General features: G+C 73.8%; 18 protein-coding genes. 2 read left to right on the top strand and 16 right to left on the bottom strand.

From position 1 onward, the window contains the following. Nucleotides 1–6 precede the first annotated feature (6 nt). Together ABID77_RS18165 and ABID77_RS18160 are read left to right on the top strand one after the other, a co-directional pair. On the top strand, nt 7–1,401 hold the full coding sequence (locus ABID77_RS18165) for an NAD-dependent succinate-semialdehyde dehydrogenase (protein WP_429598750.1): 1,395 nt from the start codon (nt 7–9) through the stop codon (nt 1,399–1,401). 110 nt (nt 1,402–1,511) lie between these two features. Then, nucleotides 1,512–2,423, top strand: coding sequence for a LysR family transcriptional regulator (locus ABID77_RS18160; protein WP_429598748.1), 912 nt, complete (start codon nt 1,512–1,514; stop codon nt 2,421–2,423). A 7-nt stretch (nt 2,424–2,430) separates the two neighbouring features. Here the strand turns inward: ABID77_RS18160 and ABID77_RS18155 are convergent, their stop codons facing one another. The 16 genes from ABID77_RS18155 to ABID77_RS18080 form a co-directional block, all read right to left on the bottom strand. Then, nucleotides 2,431–3,831, bottom strand: a complete 1,401-nt coding sequence (locus ABID77_RS18155; protein WP_429598746.1) for an aldehyde dehydrogenase family protein — start codon at nt 3,829–3,831, stop codon at nt 2,431–2,433. Between the two features lie 35 nt (nt 3,832–3,866). Then, on the bottom strand, nt 3,867–4,472 hold the full coding sequence (locus ABID77_RS18150; protein ID WP_429598744.1) for a glutathione S-transferase N-terminal domain-containing protein: 606 nt from the start codon (nt 4,470–4,472) through the stop codon (nt 3,867–3,869). 19 nt (nt 4,473–4,491) lie between these two features. Continuing rightward, complete coding sequence (locus tag ABID77_RS18145; RefSeq protein WP_429598742.1) at nt 4,492–5,088, bottom strand: glutathione S-transferase family protein; 597 nt, start codon at nt 5,086–5,088, stop codon at nt 4,492–4,494. 15 nt (nt 5,089–5,103) lie between these two features. Continuing rightward, on the bottom strand, nt 5,104–5,520 hold the full coding sequence (locus tag ABID77_RS18140; RefSeq protein WP_429598740.1) for an ester cyclase: 417 nt from the start codon (nt 5,518–5,520) through the stop codon (nt 5,104–5,106). Between the two features lie 27 nt (nt 5,521–5,547). Then, nucleotides 5,548–6,489 carry a glutathione S-transferase family protein gene (locus ABID77_RS18135; RefSeq protein WP_429598738.1) on the bottom strand — a complete coding sequence of 314 codons (942 nt, stop codon included), beginning with the start codon at nt 6,487–6,489 and terminating at the stop codon, nt 5,548–5,550. A gap of 12 nt (nt 6,490–6,501) precedes the next feature. Further along, nucleotides 6,502–7,266 carry an SDR family NAD(P)-dependent oxidoreductase gene (locus ABID77_RS18130; RefSeq protein ID WP_429598736.1) on the bottom strand — a complete coding sequence of 255 codons (765 nt, stop codon included), beginning with the start codon at nt 7,264–7,266 and terminating at the stop codon, nt 6,502–6,504. Nucleotides 7,267–7,285: 19 nt separating this feature from the next. Next, nucleotides 7,286–7,744 (bottom strand): FixH family protein, encoded by a 459-nt coding sequence (locus ABID77_RS18125; protein ID WP_429598734.1) that lies wholly within the window; start codon nt 7,742–7,744, stop codon nt 7,286–7,288. After that, complete coding sequence (locus ABID77_RS18120) at nt 7,741–8,685, bottom strand: branched-chain amino acid ABC transporter permease (RefSeq protein ID WP_429598732.1); 945 nt, start codon at nt 8,683–8,685, stop codon at nt 7,741–7,743. The genes ABID77_RS18125 and ABID77_RS18120 overlap by 4 nt, the downstream gene beginning before the upstream one ends. Continuing rightward, a complete protein-coding gene (locus ABID77_RS18115; RefSeq protein WP_429598730.1) occupies nt 8,675–9,604 on the bottom strand; it encodes a branched-chain amino acid ABC transporter permease in 930 nt (309 codons plus the stop codon). The genes ABID77_RS18120 and ABID77_RS18115 overlap by 11 nt, the downstream gene beginning before the upstream one ends. 11 nt (nt 9,605–9,615) lie before the next feature. Continuing rightward, nucleotides 9,616–10,332 (bottom strand): ABC transporter ATP-binding protein, encoded by a 717-nt coding sequence (locus tag ABID77_RS18110; RefSeq protein WP_429598728.1) that lies wholly within the window; start codon nt 10,330–10,332, stop codon nt 9,616–9,618. Nucleotides 10,333–10,343: 11 nt separating this feature from the next. Next, nucleotides 10,344–11,108, bottom strand: coding sequence for an ABC transporter ATP-binding protein (locus tag ABID77_RS18105; protein ID WP_429598726.1), 765 nt, complete (start codon nt 11,106–11,108; stop codon nt 10,344–10,346). Then, nucleotides 11,101–12,021, bottom strand: coding sequence for a branched-chain amino acid ABC transporter permease (locus tag ABID77_RS18100; RefSeq protein ID WP_429598724.1), 921 nt, complete (start codon nt 12,019–12,021; stop codon nt 11,101–11,103). Before ABID77_RS18100 ends, ABID77_RS18105 begins: the two co-directional genes overlap by 8 nt. Nucleotides 12,022–12,037: 16 nt before the next feature. Then, a complete protein-coding gene (locus ABID77_RS18095) occupies nt 12,038–12,922 on the bottom strand; it encodes a branched-chain amino acid ABC transporter permease (protein WP_429598722.1) in 885 nt (294 codons plus the stop codon). Nucleotides 12,923–12,932: 10 nt separating this feature from the next. After that, on the bottom strand, nt 12,933–14,144 hold the full coding sequence (locus ABID77_RS18090; RefSeq protein ID WP_429598720.1) for an ABC transporter substrate-binding protein: 1,212 nt from the start codon (nt 14,142–14,144) through the stop codon (nt 12,933–12,935). 362 nt (nt 14,145–14,506) lie between these two features. Further along, complete coding sequence (locus ABID77_RS18085; protein ID WP_429598718.1) at nt 14,507–14,833, bottom strand: DUF4387 domain-containing protein; 327 nt, start codon at nt 14,831–14,833, stop codon at nt 14,507–14,509. Then, the gene (locus tag ABID77_RS18080; RefSeq protein ID WP_429598716.1) at nt 14,826–16,214 is read right to left on the bottom strand and encodes an acyclic terpene utilization AtuA family protein; all 1,389 of its coding nucleotides are present in this window, start codon (nt 16,212–16,214) and stop codon (nt 14,826–14,828) included. Before ABID77_RS18080 ends, ABID77_RS18085 begins: the two co-directional genes overlap by 8 nt. Between the last annotated feature and the right edge of the window lie 32 nt (nt 16,215–16,246).

Raw genomic sequence — 16,246 nt, 5'->3', positions numbered from 1 at the left:
GTTCCCATGACCACGCCCTCCGACTTCATGGCCGATGCCGCCGTGTCGACCGATCCGTCGACCGGCGAGGTCTTCGCCCGCTACCCCTACGAATCCGCCGAGATGCTCGATCGCTCGCTCGACGACGCGACGGCGGGCTTCCGCGCCTGGGCCGCCACGCCGGTGGCGACGCGGCTCGCGACGATCGGGCGCATGGCGCAGGTCCTGCGCCGCGACATCGAGAAGCTCGCCCGCATGGCCAGCCGCGAGATGGGCAAGCCGATCGTGCAGGCGCGCGCCGAGGTCGAGAAGTGCGCCGTCCTGTGCGACTGGTACGCGACCCACGGCGGCCCCCTGCTGGCCGACAGCCCGACCCCGATCGGCGACGACGCCTACGTCTCCTACCTGCCGCTCGGTCCGGTGCTGGCCGTGATGCCGTGGAACTTCCCCTACTGGCAGAGCCTGCGCGGCGCCGTGCCGATCCTGCTGGGCGGCAACGCCTACGTCCTCAAGCACGCGCCCAACGTCATGGGCTGCGCCTACCTGACGCGCGACGCCTGGCGCGACGCCGGCCTGCCCGAGGGCGCCTTCAGCGTCGTCAACGTCACCAACGACGGCGTCTCCCGGGCCATCGCCGACCGGTGCATCGCCGCCGTCGCCGTGACCGGCAGCGTGCGGGCCGGGGCGGCCATCGCGGCGCAGGCCGGCGCGGCATTGAAGAAGACCGTGCTCGAGCTCGGCGGCTCCGACCCCTTCATCGTGCTGGCCGACGCCGACCTCGACGCCGCCGTCAAGGCCGCCGTCGTCGGCCGCTTCCAGAACAGCGGCCAGATCTGCATCGCCGCCAAGCGCATCATCCTGGAGGCGCCCATCGCGGCGGAATTCACCGAACGCTTCGTCGAGGCGGTGAAGGCCCTGCGCACCGGCGACCCGGGGAGCGAGGAGACCTACGTCGGCCCGATGGCGCGGGCCGACCTGCGCGACGAGCTCGACGCCCAGGTCCGGCGCAGCGTCGACGCCGGCGCCAAGGTGCTGCTCGGCGGCGCCAAGGCCGAGGGGCGAGGCAACTTCTACCCGCCGACCGTGCTGGGCGACGTCGTGCCGGGCATGGCGACCTTCGACCAGGAGACCTTCGGGCCGGCGGCCTCGCTGATCGTCGCGGACGACGTCGAGCACGCGATCGAACTGGCCAACGACAGCGAGTTCGGGCTCAGCGGCGCGCTGTGGACGCGCGACAAGGACCTGGCGCGCGCGCTAGCGCGCCGGGTGGAGACCGGCGGCATGTTCGTCAACGGCTTCTCGGCCTCCGATCCGCGCGTGCCCATCGGCGGCGTCAAGAAGAGCGGCTACGGCCGCGAGCTGTCGCACTTCGGCGTCCACGAGTTCATGAACGCGCAGACCGTCTGGTTCGACCGCAAGTAGCGCCGCCGCGCCGTCCCGGCGCGGGAGGCCTGTCGTGTGCGCGACCGCGGACCGCGCGACGGCGCGGCGCCGTCCGGAGCGTTCCGGCGCGGCCGTGGAGAATCGCGGCCATGCTGCCGGACATCGATTCCCTCGCCCTCTTCGTGCGCGCCGCGGAAATGCGCAACCTCACGCGGGCCGCCGAGGCCAGCCTGATCACCGTGCCCGCCGCCAGCCGGCGGCTCTCGCTGCTGGAGCACCAGTTCAAGGCCCAGCTGTTCGAGCGCCATTCGCGCGGCCTCGACCTGACGCCGGCCGGCGAGCGCCTGCTGAAGCTCGCGCGCGAGGTGATGGCCAGCGTGCATCACCTGCGCGCCGAGATGGGCAACTACGCGCGCGGCCGGCAGGCCGTGCTGCGCGTCCACGGCAACACCTCGGCGATGACGCAGTTCCTGCCCGGCGACATCGCGGCGTTCCAGCACGGCCACGACGACGTGCGCATCGTGCTGGAGGAATGCTGGAGCGAGGACGCGGTGCGCCGCGTGCGCGGCGGCGAGATCGACCTCGGCGTGTGCGTCGACGGCCCGGACCTGAGCGGCCTGTGGGTGCGGCCCTACCGCTGCGACCGGCTCGCCGCGATCGTGCGCGACGACGACGACGCCGGCGCGGACGGGCTGTCCTTCGACGACTTGCTCGAGCGCGACCTGGTGGGCCTCGAAGGCGGCAGCACGCTGACTCGCCTGCTGGAGGCCAAGGCGGCGAGCCTGATGCGGCCGATGGCGCTGCGCGTGCAGGTGCGCAGCTTCGAGGCGGTGTGCCGCGCCGTCGAGGCGCGGCTGGGCGTCGGCGTGCTGCCGCTGCACGCGGCGCGCAGCTTCGCCGCGGCCATGAACCTGCGCGTGATGCCGCTGGCCGAGCCCTGGGCCGAGCGCCGCATGTGGCTGTGCCTGCGCGCCGAGCCGGCCGACCCGTCGCCATTGCGCTCGCTGGTCATGCACATGACCGCCTGCGCCGACGCGGCCCCGGCCCCGCCGGCGGCCTGAGCCGGACTCAGGCCAGCGCGTCGGAGCGCCACACCATCATCTTCTCGGTCTGCATCTCGCGCATGGTGTGGGGAATGCCGCCCACCCCGTGGCCGGAGGCGCGGGCGCCGGCGAAGGGCATCCAGTCGACCCGGAACAGGGTGTTCTCGTTGACCATCACCGCGCTGCCGTCGAGGTGGCGGTAGCAGTGCATGGCGGTGTCGAGGGCGCGCGTGAAGACCGCCGCCTGGAACGCGTAGGGCAGATCGTTGGCCAGCGCGATGGCATCGTCGAGATCGTCCCAGCCGTAGACGCAGACGACCGGGCCGAAGACCTCCTTGCGCGTCACGTCGGCGTCCAGCGGCGGCTCCAGCAGCACCGTGTTCTCGTAGCAGCTCGCCGAGATCCGCCGCCCGCCCGAGACCCGCCGGGCGCCGCCCTCGACCGCGGCGTCGACCCAGCGGCCGACCCGGTCGACCTCGGCGTGGCGGATCAGCGGCCCGACCTCGGTCTCGGGGCGCAGCGGGTCGCCGATCGCCATGCGGTCGCCCAGGCGCGCGAGGCCCTCGGCGACGTCGTGCGCGACGTCGCGGTGCGCGAACACCCGCTGCACGCCCACGCAGGCCTGGCCGGCATACCAGAACGCGCCGCGCGCCAGGCGCGGCAGCGCCATGTCGAGGTCGGCGTCGCGCGCGACGATCACCGGCGCCACGCCGCCGTGCTCCAGCGCGCAGCGCGCGCCCGGCGCGAGCCTCGCGCGCAGCGACCAGCCCACCGCCGCCGAGCCGATGAAGCTCAGGAAACCCACGCGCGCGTCGGCCGCCAGGCGCGAGGCGAGTTCGTGGTCGCGGGGCAGCACCATCTGCGCCCAGCCCGGCGGCAGGCCGGCCTCGTGGAAGATGTCGATCACCGCCTTGCAGCTCAGCGGCGTCGCCGCCGCCGGCTTGACGATCACCGGCGCGCCGACCGCCACCGCCGGCGCCACCTGGTGCACCACCAGGTTGAACGGGTGGTTGAAGGCGCTGATGCCCACCACCACGCCGATCGGCTCGTACTGCGTGAAGGCGACGCGCCCCGCCGAAGTGGCGTTGAGGTCCATCGGGATCACGTGGCCGGCGTCGGTGCGCAGCACCTCGATGCAGCTGCGGATGCCGTCGACGCCGCGATCGACCTCGACCAGCGAATCGCGGTAGGGCTTGCCGCCCTCGTGCGCGGCCTGGCGCGCGAGCGCCTCGCGCCGCTGGGCGATCAGCTCGGCGGCGCGGCCGAGGATGGCGATGCGCCGCGGCTTCGACAGCCACTGGCGGCGATCGCGATGCAGCGCGTGGGCGGTGGCGAGCGCGCGCTCGACGTCGTCCGCCCCGGAGGCGGCGACCCGTCCCACCGGCGCGCCGTCGAACGGCGCGATGACTTCGATCGTTTCGGACATGGCGTGGCTTCTCCTCGTGCGTGGGGGTGGCGGGGTCAGGGCCTGGGCATCTCGCGCGGCAGCGTGCCGGCGAACGATGCGCGGGCGCGGGACCGCGCGGCCAGGGCGTCGAGCGCGGGCAGCGCCGGCAGCCAGGGCGCGCCGGCGAAGCGGAAGCGGACGTAGTCGACCAGCACGACCGCGGCGATGGCGCCGAGGTCGGCGGCGCCATCGGCGAGCCGGGGCGGATCGACCTCGAGCCGTTCGAGCGCCCCGATCATCGAGCGCCGCCGGCGCAGGCCGACCGGCGCCTCGTCGAAGCCGGCGTCGGAACGGCGGCCGATGACGATCGCGGCGGCGGCGTCGATCGCGCCCATGGCGATGCCGGCCGTGGAGATCGCGCGCCCGGGCTCGGCGCCCAGCAGCGAGGGCGCGGGCCGCTGCGTCTCCAGCCACAGCACGATCAGCAGGCTCTCGGTCAGCGGCAGGCCGCTGTCGAGCACCAGGGCGGGCACGCGCGCGCTCGGGTTGGCGGCCAGCAGGCCGGGGTCGTCGTTCCACGGGTCGGTGAGCGCGCCCTCGACGTCGGCGAGGCCCTTCTCGGCCAAGGCGATGCGGGCGATCCGCGCATAGGGCGAGGTGGTGCTGTGGTAGAGCCGCATGGCGTTGGTCCTCGCCGCGTCAGGCGCGCGGCCGGCTGTCAGCGAACGACGGCCGCTCGCCCAGCCGCCCGGCCAGCGCGCGCAGCGCCGGCAGCGGCGGCAGCCACGGCGCCTGCGGGAAGCGGAAGTCGAGGTAGTCGAGCGCGACGACCGCCGCGATGGCGTCGATGGTCGGCGTGCCGTCGGCGAAGGCCGGTGGATCGCCCTCCAGGCGCGCCATGCCCTCGGCCATGGTGCGCCGGCGGCGCAGGCCGACCGGCGCGGTGTCGAACGACGCGTCGGTGATCTTGCGGCCGATGAGCGTGTGCACCGCCGCGTCGATCACGCCGATCGCGAGACCGGCGCGCGCGACCACCGCGGTCGCGTCCGCGCCCAGCAGCGAGGGCGACGGCCACCGGTGCTCCAGCCAGAGCACGATCAGCAGCGACTCGGTCAGCGTCCGGCCGTTGTCGGCCACCAGCGCCGGCACGCGCGCGGCCGGGTTGACGTCGAGCAGGCGCGGCGCGTCGGCCCACGGGTCGACGACCTCGGTGTCGACGTCCGGACGGCCCTTCTCGGCCAGTGCGATGCGCGCGATCCGCGCATAGGGGGAGGTGGTGTTGAGGAAGAGCTTCATGGCGGTCGTGTCCCTTCACGCGGGCAGGGCCCCGAGCTGCCTGAGCATCCCGAGGTTGTCGAGCAGCGCCCAGTGCGCGACGAGGACGCCGTCGCGGACCTGGAACAGGTCGAGCACGGCGATGTCGATGGCGCGGCCGGTGGGCGCCAGGTCGCCGAAGGCGCCGGTGTGCGTGCCCTTCACGCGCAGCCGCACCAGCACCTTGTCGCCCTCGGCGACGAAGTCCTCCAGCGGCAGCGCCATGTCCGGGAACGCCGGCAGCAACGCGTCGTGCAGCCTCGCGACGCCGTCCGGCCCGCGCACCTCGAAGGGCAGGCCCGGGTCGTGGCGCACGAAGCCGGGGGCGATGTGCGCGGCCATCCAGCGCGTGTCGCGCGCGAGGAAGGCGGTGAAATAGTCGCGGCAGAGTCGTTTGTTCGCTTCGAGGCTCATGGGGGGTCTCCGTTCTTCCGGGTCGTCTCAGGCCGGCAGCACGTCGAAGCCGAGCCGCGGGAAATGCAGGTGCAGGTCGCCCGCCGCCGGGTCGCGGCGGTGGATCACGACCTCGCTGTCGCTCGCCGCCACCAGCGTGCCGGCGACCGGCACGCGCGCGTTGTCGTCCGGTGTCACGACCACCCCGGCGCCCGCCCGCAGGCCGCCGGGGTCGCCGTCGGGGCGCAGGTGCGTCACCGGCACCGGGGCGGCGTCGCGCGCCGCCGCGAAGGCCTCCTCCGGCGTCGCCGGCGCCGGCCGGCCGTGGCCGAGCGCGGCGACGCGGTCGTACCAGGCCGGCAGCGAACCGTCGAAGCCGAGCATGGCGTCGACCGCCTCGCGCGGGCAGTTCCCGCGCAGCAGGCGGCTCGTCTGGTAGCAGGCCAGGTCGAGCGCGCCGGGCCGCTCGCCGAGGACGAAGCGGCGCCCGTCGGCCAGCGCCGCCTTCAGCCAGGCGTACTGCGCCGTCACGTGCTGCCGATGGCGCGGCAGCTCGGGCGCCATCGCCTCGCGGCCGATGTCCACGTAGAGGTAGCCCTCCTTGCGGTCCTTCAGGAAGTCGGCCGGGATCTGGTCGCCGATGAAGTGCGTGAGCACGGCGATCGACGGGATCCACATCGCACGCTCCCAGGCGAAGGCCAGCCCGCGCGCCACGCCCTCGCTGCCGTCCGGGTACAGGCCCGGATGCGCGGGCGCCGGGAACAGCCGCTCCAGCGCCGGCAGGATGACGTTGGTGTCGCAGTAGACGTCGGCGCCCACCTGCAGCACCGGCACGCGCCGGTAGCCGCCGGTCAGGGGTTCGAGCAGCGGCCGCGGCGGCAGCCCGGGGATGTCGACCGAGCGGTACGCCAGGCCCTTGAGGCCGAGCGCGAGGCGCACCTTCTCGGAGAAGGTCGAGAACGCGTAGTGGTGCAGGAAGAGGTCGTCCACGGTGGCCGCCGGTCAGTACATGATGTGGCCGCCGTCGACGACGATGGTCTGGCCGGAGACGAAGCCGGCCAGGTCGGACAGCAGGTACAGCGCGGTGCCGACCAGGTCGTCGGGCCGCTGCTCGCGCGAGATGGCGCGCGCCTTCAGGAAGCTCTGCTGCCACTCCACCGGCCGGTCCTGGGTGGCGCCGGTGATCACGAAGCCCGGCGCGATGACGTTGACGCGCACGCCGCTGGCGCCGCATTCCTTGGCCAGTCCCTTGGTCATCGACAGCACCGCGCCCTTGGTGGCGACGTAGTGCAGGTAGCCCGGCTGGCCGGCGACCGCGACGACCGAGGCGATGTTGACGATCGAGCCGCCGCCGCGCTCGCGCATCGCCGGCATCACCGCCTTGCAGCACTGCCACACGCCCTTGACGTTGACCGCGAAGATGCGGTCCCAGATCGCCGGGTCGAGTTCCTCGAACGGCGTCAGCTTCACCTCGCGGAAGTACGCGGCGTTGTTGACCAGGCCGTCGATGCGGCCGAAGCGATCGAGCGCGGCCTGCGCCATGGCCCGGGTCGAGGCGTCGTCGGCGACGTCGACGCGCACCGCGAGCGCGCGGCCGCCGGCCCGCTCGACCAGGGCGACGGTCTCGTCGGCCGCGTTCATGTCGGCGACGACGACGTTGGCGCCCTGCGCGGCGCAGCCGACGGCGAAGGCCTGGCCGATGCCGGTGGCGGCGCCGGTGACGACGACGGTGCGGCCGTCGAGCAGGTCGTGGGTGGGCGTGGTCATGAGGGGTGTCTCCTGGGTTTCAGTGCGGGTGGGATGCCGCCGCGGCGGCGGGTCGGGTGGGTGACACGGGTTCGGCCGGGCAGCGGCGATCGCCGTCGCAGGCCTCGATGCGCAGCGTGCGGGCCACGCGCTCGCGCACCGGGCCGGCGACGTCGACCTCGACCGCCCAGGCACCGGCCATCTCCAGCTCGATGCGCCCGCGGTACTCGCCCGGCGCGCCGGTGGCCGCGGCGACGGCGGGCCGGACGCGGTGCGCCATCGGCATCGAGGGCATCGTGGCCGAGAGGGTCACGCCGGCATCGGCCAGCGGGCGGCCGTCCGGCCGCGCCAGGCGCACGGTGCATTCGAGCCGATGCCCGGCGCCGCCGAGCGACACGCACTGCAGGTCCACCACCGGGCGGGGCGGCGCCGCGGCGGCCAGGACGGGCGCGGCAGCGGCCGCCAGGGCGAGCAGGCGGCGGGAAACGGACGGGGTCATCGGACGGTCTCCAGGGAGGGGGCGATCGGCGGCGCGCGCCGGCGCCCGAGGAACGAGGCCAGGCGATCGAGCGTCGCCTCGTCGAGCAGCCCGCGCGGGCGCCAGCGCAGGAACAGGGCCACCAAGCCGCCGAAGACGACCATCCGCCAGCCGGCGAAGACGCGCGTGGCGTCGAGCAGCCCGAGGTCGAAGGCCACGCCCAGCAAGGGCCCGAAGACCGTGCCGAGGCCGCCGATGAGCGCGTAGCCCACCGCGTGGACGCCCAGCATCGGGTCGAACAGGGCGGGTTCGATGTAGGTCGTGCGGTGCGCGTAGAGCGCGCCGCCCAGCGCCGCCACCGCGCCGGCCACGGTGGCCGCGGCCAGCCGCACGCGCCGCACCGGCGTGCCCTGCGCGGCGGCGAGGGTGTCGTCCTGGCCGACGGCGCGCAGCGCGAGGGCGGCGCGGCAGCGCCACAGCAGCGCCAGCGCCAGCAGGACGGCGCCCAGCACGCCGGCCGCGAGTCCGAGGAACGCCGCGTCGGAGACGTCGTTCTCCAGCAGCCAGCGGATGTCGCGGAAGCCGTCGATCCCGTTCGGCCCGGCCGGCGCGCCGTCGGCCCCGGTCCATCGCCAGTGCCAGCCCTGCAGCGCGATGCGCAGCATCTCGGCGAAGGCCAGCGTCGCGACCGCGTGGTGCAGGCCCGACAGCCGCGAGGTCGGCAGCGCCAGCGCGAAGGCGGCCGCCGCGCCGACCAGGCCCGCGCCCGCCAGCGCCGCCGCCAGCGGCCACTGCGCCCAGGTCGTCGCCAGCGCGGAGGCGTAGGCGCCGAGGCCGAAGTAGGCCTGCTGGCCGAACGAGATGCGCCCGGCCAGCAGCAGCAGGTAGGCCGACAGCGCCAGCAGCGACATGACCGCCATGTCGGTCGCCAGGCCGATCGCGTGGGCGTGCTCAGGCCCCATGCGCCCTCCCCGCGCCGCCGCGCCGCCGGGGCACCAGCAGCACCGCGAACAGCAGCGCCCAGGTCGCGAACTCGCGGCCGAGCGCGCCGGCCAGGCCCTGCGCGTGCGCCTCGACGACGCCGAGCGCCAGCCCGCCCCCGAGCACCCCGCGCACCGAGCCGAGCCCGCCGAGCAGCGCCGCGACCAGCCCCTTGGTCAGCACCCACATGCCGAACATCGGCGTGACCTGCCCCTGCACGGCGAGGACGGCGAAGGCCGCGACGCCGGCCAGGGCGCCCGCGACCGCGAACGCCATCCGCTGCACGCCCGGCACGCCGATGCCCACCAGCCCGGCGGCGACGCGTTGGTCGGCCGCGGCGCGCCAGGCCAGGCCGCCGCGCGTGCGTGCCAGCCACGTCGCCAGGCCGGCCGTCAGCACCACGGCCAGCAGCGCCAGCGCGAGCCGGTCGGGCCGCAGGGCGAACGGACCGAGCGCCCACTCGGTCTCGGCCGCGAGCGACGGGAACGCGTTGAGGTGGCGCGGCAGCAGGTGGACGCCGAGCTGCTCGAGCTGCATCCAGACCGCGAAGCTCGAGGCCAGCGCGACCACCTCGCGGGCGTCCGCCCCGGCCACCGGCGCGCCGCCGCGCGCGAGCGCCGCGCCGTCGGCCGCCGGCGCGAAGCACAGCCATTCCACGTACAGACCGGCGACCACCGCCACGCCCACCACGGCCAGCGCGACGCCCCAGGCCGGCACCGCGCCGCGCCCGTGCAGCCAGGCCCCGGCGTAGGCGGCGATCATCGCGACGGCGCCGTGCGCGAGGTTGAGCCGGCGCAGCGTGCCGAAGGTCAGGGTCAGGCCGAGCCCGACCAGCGCGTACGAGGCGCCGTCGAGCAGGCCGTCGAGCGTGGTCTGCAGGAGATCGATGACCCGGCCCATCACGCGGGACCTCAGGCGGCGCGGCGGCGGCCGAGGTAGGCGCGCTGGATCACGTCGTCCTCGGCCAGCTGGCCGGGCGTGCCCGAGAAGCCGATGCGCCCCTGCTCGATCAGGTAGAAGTGCTGCGCCACCTTCAGCGCCATGTGGGCGTTCTGCTCGACCAGGAAGATGCTGGTGCCCTCGGCGTGCAGCTGCCGGACGATGGCGAAGATCTCCGCGACCACGAGCGGCGCGAGCCCCACCGACGGCTCGTCCATCAGCAGCATGCGCGGCCGCGACATCAGGGCCCGGGCCACCGCGAGCATCTGCTGCTCGCCGCCCGACAGCGTGCCGGCGAGCTGGCCGATGCGCTCGCGCAGGCGCGGGAAGCGGTCGAGCATGCGTTCGACGTCGTCGCGGATGGCGGCGCGGTCGCGCCGGCGGAAGGCGCCGGCCAGCAGGTTCTCGCGCACGCTGAGCGCGGGGAAGACCAGCCGGTTCTCCGGCACCAGGGCCAGGCCGCGCGCGACGATCTCGGCCGGCGTCCGACCGACGATCTCCTCGCCCTCGAAGCGGATCGAGCCGCGCTGGGGCCGCAGGATGCCCGCCAGGGTCATCATCAGCGTCGTCTTGCCGGCGCCGTTGGGGCCGAGCAGGCAGGTCACCTCGCCGCCCCGGGCCGACAGCGACACGCCCTTGAGCGCGTCGATCTTGCCGTAGGCGGTCGCCAGGTCCTCGATTTCAAGCATCGTCGTGTCTCCTAGCCCGCCGCGGCCTCGTCGGCGCCCAGGTAGGCGGCGCGCACCTGGGGGTCGTCCTGCACCTGCGCGGGCGTGCCCTCGGCGATCTTGCGGCCGAAGTTCAGCACCGCGATGCGGTCGCACACGCCCATCACCAGCTCCATGTGGTGCTCGATCAGCAGGATCGTGCGGCCCTGGTCGCGCAGGGCGCGGATGCGCTCGTCGAGCTCGCCGATCTCCTGGGCGTTCATGCCGGCGGCCGGCTCGTCGAGCAGCAGCAGCGAGGCGCCCGAGGCCGCCGCGCGCGCCAGCTCGAGCCGGCGCTGCTCGCCGAACGCCAGGTTGGCGGCCAGCATGTCGCGCTTGTCGGCCAGGCCGCTGAAGGCCAGCAGCCGCTCGGCCTCCTCGCGCGCCGCGCCGGCGCCGGCCAGCCAGCGCCGGCGGAAGCCGGCCCAGCCGCGCTCGCGCACCACCTGCGCGGCCCAGAGGTTCTGCCACACGCTCAGGTGGCCGAACAGCCGGATGTTCTGGAACGTGCGCGCGATGCCGCGCTCGGCGCGCTCGTGCGTCGCACGATCGCCGATGTCCTCGCCGAGGAAGCGGATCTCGCCGCGGGTCGGCCGGTAGAGCCCGGCGATCAGGTTGACGGTGGTGCTCTTGCCCGAGCCGTTGGGCCCGATCAGGCCCAGGATCTCGCCCTGGCGGACGTCCAGGTCGAGCCCGTCGACCGCCTTGACGCCGCCGAAGTGGCGGCTCATGTCGCGCAGTTCGAGCATCTCAGGCATGGCGGGTCGCTCCCTCGAAGGCGTCGGGCTTGCGCGAGCGCCGGCCGGGCCACGGCAGGGCGCGCCCGATCACGCCGCCCGGGCGCACCAGCATCACCCCCACGATCAGCGCGCCGAACAGCAGGCTGCGCCAGTCGCCGAGGAAGCGCAGGCCCTCGACCATGAAGCCCTGGATGAAGATCACCGCGAGCAGCGTGCCGGCCAGGCTCGCGAGCCCGCCGAGGATCGGGTAGGCGATCGCGAAGGTGGCCAGCAGGATGGTGAAGTTGCCGTGCTCGATGTGCGTCGTGTAGTGGGCGAAGAGCCCGCCGGCCAGCCCCGCGATCGCGCCGCCGATGCCGAAGGCCGAGACCTTGGCCACGGTCAGGTCGATGCCCGCGCTCTGCGCCGCCAGCTCGTCCTCGCCCACCGCGCGCCACAGCGTGCCGATGCGCGAGCGGTCGAGCCAGGCCAGCAGCAGCATCACCAGCGCGACCGTGCTCCAGATCAGCGCCAGCACCTGCCAGGCCGACCAGCCGTTGGCCTGGAAGTAGCGGATGCCGCCGAAGCCGAGCCCGCCGTCCGGGCCGACCGTGCCGGCGGCCGTCTCGACGCGCCACTTCAGGTTGAAGAACACCAGGCGCACGATCTCCGCGAAGGCCGTCGTCGCGACCACCAGCATCAGCCCCTTGACGCGCAGCGCCGGGACGCCCACGCCGAGCGCCACGACCGCCGCCACGAGCGCCGCGACGGCCAGCGCCGGCACCAGCGGCCAGCCGAACATCGTCGTCAGGCAGCCGGCGGCGTAGGCGCCGATGGCGAAGAAACCGCCCTGCGCCAGGCTGACCTGGCCCGTGTGGAGCACGCACCAGGCCGACAGGCCCAGCAGCGTGTGCACGCCGATCACCTGCGCCAGACCGAGATAGAAGTCCATCGTCCGTCCTCCCGACTCAATCGCGCCCGCCCGGCGCGGCGAACAGCCCGCCCGGACGGAACACCAGGAACGCGAACAGCATCAGCATCACGTAGATGTCGCGTTCGCTCACGCCGCGCCAGAACTGGAACAGGTTCTCGACGCCGCCGACGATCAGCCCGGCGACGATCGCGCCCGGGATGCTGCCGAGCCCGCCGATCACCGTCACCACCAGGCCCTTGACCGTCAGCGGCAGCGCCAGCAGCGGCGACAGCACGCCGATCGCCGCGCCGGTCATGGCGCCGGCGGTGCCGCCGAGGAAGCCGGCGATCACGAAGGTGCTGGCGTTGGTGCGGTCGACGCCCATGCCGCACAGCCGCGCCGCGACCGGCTGCTGCGCCACGGCGCGCGTGGCCAGGCCCAGCCGGGTGCGCTCGAGCAGCAGCTTGAGGCCGACCATCGCCGCGCAGCCGAGCGCGAACACGGCCAGCAGGTCGCCGCGGATCGTGAACGGCCCGATGTCGAGGTTGGCGCCGGTGAAGGCGGTCGGGTAGTTCTGCGGCATGCCGGCGGTCGCGTGGACGATCGCCTCCTCCAGCAGCAGCAGCATGCCCACCGTCGACATCAGCGTCGCGAGCGGCTTGTCCAGCGGCAGGAAGCGGAAGCACACGACGTAGACCAGCGCCCCCAGCAGGCCGCCGGCCAGGGCCGACGTCAGGTAGACCAGCGGCGCCGGCACCGCGTTGACGACGATCAGGCTCAGGTAGGCCGCGCCGACGGAGGCCGCGGCGTAGGACAGGTTGATCTTGTGCATCACGCCGAAGATCAGCGTGAAGCCGATGCCGATCAGCGCGTAGGTGGTGCCGAACATGATCCCGTCGACGACCGACTGGACCAGATCCTGCAGGTCGAGCAGCGACATGGCCGGCCGCTCACTGGCTGGCGGGACGGTGCGCGACCGTCCACTGGCCGCCCTTGGCCTGCACGAACAGGAAGGGCTTGACGGCCTCGCGGTCGTCGCCGCGGCCGACCGGGCCGAGCAGGCCCTGCGTCTGCTTCAGGGCGGCGAGCGCCTCGCGCATCTTCACCCGGTCGGCCTGCACCGTCTCGGGCTTGCCGACGATCCCCTTCTTCTCGATCAGGTCCTTCAGCGTGTAGACGTTCTCCCAGGCGGCGGCGTTGTGCAGGTCCATGTTGCCGCCGACGGCCTGCAGCGCGTCGGCGGCCTTCTTCGCCTCCGGCGTCACCGGCGCGAAGCTGGTCGGGATCAGGATGCCCTCGGCCTGCGCGGCGCAGCCCTGCAGCGTCTCCATGCTCGACGAGCTGGTCAGGCCGACCAGCACCTTGGGCTTGACGCCCTGGCGCTGCATCTCCTTGAGCACGCCGCAGGTCGTGAACGGATGCGCCGAGATCGCCACGATGTCGGCGTTGGCCCGCCGCATCTCGCGCACCTGGGTCGAGAACGTGGTGTCGGCGAGCAGCCACTCGCTCTGGCCCTGCACCTCGAAGCCGGCCTTGGCCGCGACGTCCCTGATCGTGTTGTAGGTCGCGTTGCTGTGGGCGAAGTCCTTTTCGACGCCGCCCCAGAAGGTCTTCACGCCGGGCTGCGTGGTCTTGAGCCAGTCGAACATGCTGCGGTACATCGCCGCTTCGCTGGGCACGTTGCGGAACGCCCATTGCGAGATCGACGCGAGGCCGCCCTTGGCGGCGACGTCGGTGTAGAGGGGGAACTGCAGCCCGGTGTCGCCGGCGTCGCCGACCTTCTTCTGCAGGATGCCGAACACCGGCTCGGCGACGTTGCTGCAGGTCGGGCCGATGGCGACGATCGCGTCGGGCTGCGAGGCGATGCGGCGCAGCGCGTTGATGCCCTCCTCCGCGCTGCAGCGGTCGTCGAGGTACTCGACCGCCAGCCGGGCCTTGGCGCCGTCGGCCAGCGTCAGGCCGCCGGCCTTGTTGATCTGGTCGGCGGCGGCCTTCATCGCCGCTTCGCTGTTGAGGCCGAAGATCCGGACCACGCCGCTCTTGGCGCCGAAGCCGTAGATCTTGACCGTGCGCTCCTGCGCGGCCGCGCCCAGCGCGACGAGCAGCGAGCACGAGAGGAAGGCGGCGCGCGCGAGGCGCGCACGCGGGAAGGCTGGTGCCATGGTTGTCTCCGTCGATTGTTGGGATCGCGGCGGAACTATCGCCAAAGCGCCCCGGCGAGGCCATTCCAAAGGCGTTCATGCAGCGTTCACCGGCCGGCAACGAACGGTCCGCGCCGAGCGCGACCCGCCCCGGGATCGGCCCGTGGCGCGGCGTCGTGCGCGAACCGGACGGGCGCTGCGCGAGCCGGCCCCGCCGTGACGCCCCGTCCACGACGTCCGGCACCGTCGGCGACCCCGTCCCTACTCGGGTTCGCTATCGGGGTGGGTGCCCCGGGCCCTCGACACGGTCGCCACGCCGGCGGCCGACGTGGCGGAGGCGGCGGCGGAGAACAGGAACGAGCGGCGCCGAGATTGCCGATTCGTCATGTCCCCCGCGCGGGGTCGAGTTCGACGTCGAGCAGCCGGATGTACTGCTGGCCGCCGTGCATGTCGCGTTCCAGCGCGCCGCCCTGCGCGTGGCGGCGCGGGTAGGAGATCTTCACCACCAGCAGCCCGGGCACGGCGAAGTGCTTGACCTGCGCCGGATCGACGTCGAACAGCGCGCCGATCGCCGCCGGCTGCAGCTGCGGCGACTGGGCGTAGCGGTCGAACGCGGCTTGGTCGGCGAACGACAGGTCCAGCGTGATCCAGAACGGGCCGGCGTTCTTCGAGCGCACGTGGCGGCAGACGTGGTCGACGGTCTCAGCCATGGGCCACCTCCTTCGCCGGGGCGAACACGGTGCGCACCAGTTGCGCGGGATCGTCCACCGCGACGACGTGGTTGAGCCGGAACTCGAACACCTGCCCGCGCTCGATCTCCGCCGGCGAGAACGGGAACGCGTAGCTGGGCATCGGGTCGCCCTCGTCGAGCGGCAGGTGGAACAGCCACGGATTGCAGGTCTTGGCGATCTGCGTGGCGAGGTGCTGGGTCGACGCGGTGGCGACGAACAGCAGGCCGATCTCGCGCGGCACCGCGGTGCCGGCCTCCACCGGCGTGCCGTCGACCGCGTTCCAGCCGTACGGGCGCAGCGAGATGTCGAAGGCACCGGCGCGCTCGCCCATCGCCTCGCGCACGCGGGTCGTCAGCACCCCGTGCAGGCGCGCGAGGAAGCGGTCGGGCTCGGCGAGCACCTTGCGGTCCTGGATGCCGACCAGCATCAGGGTCTGGAAGGCGCCGCCGGAAGCGCCCTCGAGCTTCATCGTGTAGGGCCGGGGCTCGAAGCGCGAGCCGGTGACCCGCACCGAGCGCTCGTCGAGCGCCGCGTAGCGCGCCTCGGTCACGTCGAGGACGCCGCCGGGCTCGTGCAGCAGGAACGGATCGCTGTTCTCGTAGAGCATGTGCGCCGAGACGGTGTGGACCGTGCAGCGGTTGCCCTCGGTGAGCGGCTCGACGTCGAAGTGGTCGGCGCCCACGCGGATCAGCACCCCGCCGTTGCGCGGCCGCTCGGTGCACAGGCCGCCGCACTCGGCGATCTTGCCGGCGTGCCAGGCCGGTCCGGCGCCCGCCCCGCGCATCAGCGGCACGGCCGCGAGCACGGCGGTGTCGGTGGTGCGCCCGCCCAGCACGATGTCGGCGCCGGCCGCCAGCGCGGCGACGTAGGGCTCGGGTCCCATCAACGCGACGATGCGGTCGCAGGCCTCGAACAGCATCGGCTCGCCCGAGGTCATGGGGGCGAGCGGGCTCACGCGGCCGGCGCGGGCGCATCGGGCCATCGCGGCGGGCGACTGCTCGGCGTAGAGCAATGCGATGCGGGGATCCAGCCCCTCCTCGGCGGCGATCTCGCGCGCGATGTCGTGCGTCCAGTCGAGCGCTGCGTCGCTGCCCGAGGTGCCGCAGGAGCCGATCAGCAGCGGGATGCCGGCCGCGGCCTGCGCCCGCATCAGGATCGCCAGGTCGGTCTTGACCGCGTCGCGCGAGTACTTGGCCAGGCCGGTGGCCAGGTAGGCCGGGCCGCTGTCGGTGGAGCCGGCGTCGCAGGCGATGGCGTGGGCGCCGGCGGCGATGCCCGCGGCCACGTCGCTCTCGCGCACGCCCATGCCGAGGGCGCCGATGGGCACGAGGATGTTCGTGGTGTCGATGGAAGCGGGCATCGTGGATTTCTCAGTAGACAATCTTTCTAATT

The organism is Variovorax sp. PvP013, assembly GCF_050435945.1.
In the GTDB taxonomy this organism is placed as follows: domain Bacteria; phylum Pseudomonadota; class Gammaproteobacteria; order Burkholderiales; family Burkholderiaceae_C; genus Variovorax.
This window is presented reverse-complemented; position numbering and strand designations above follow the sequence as displayed.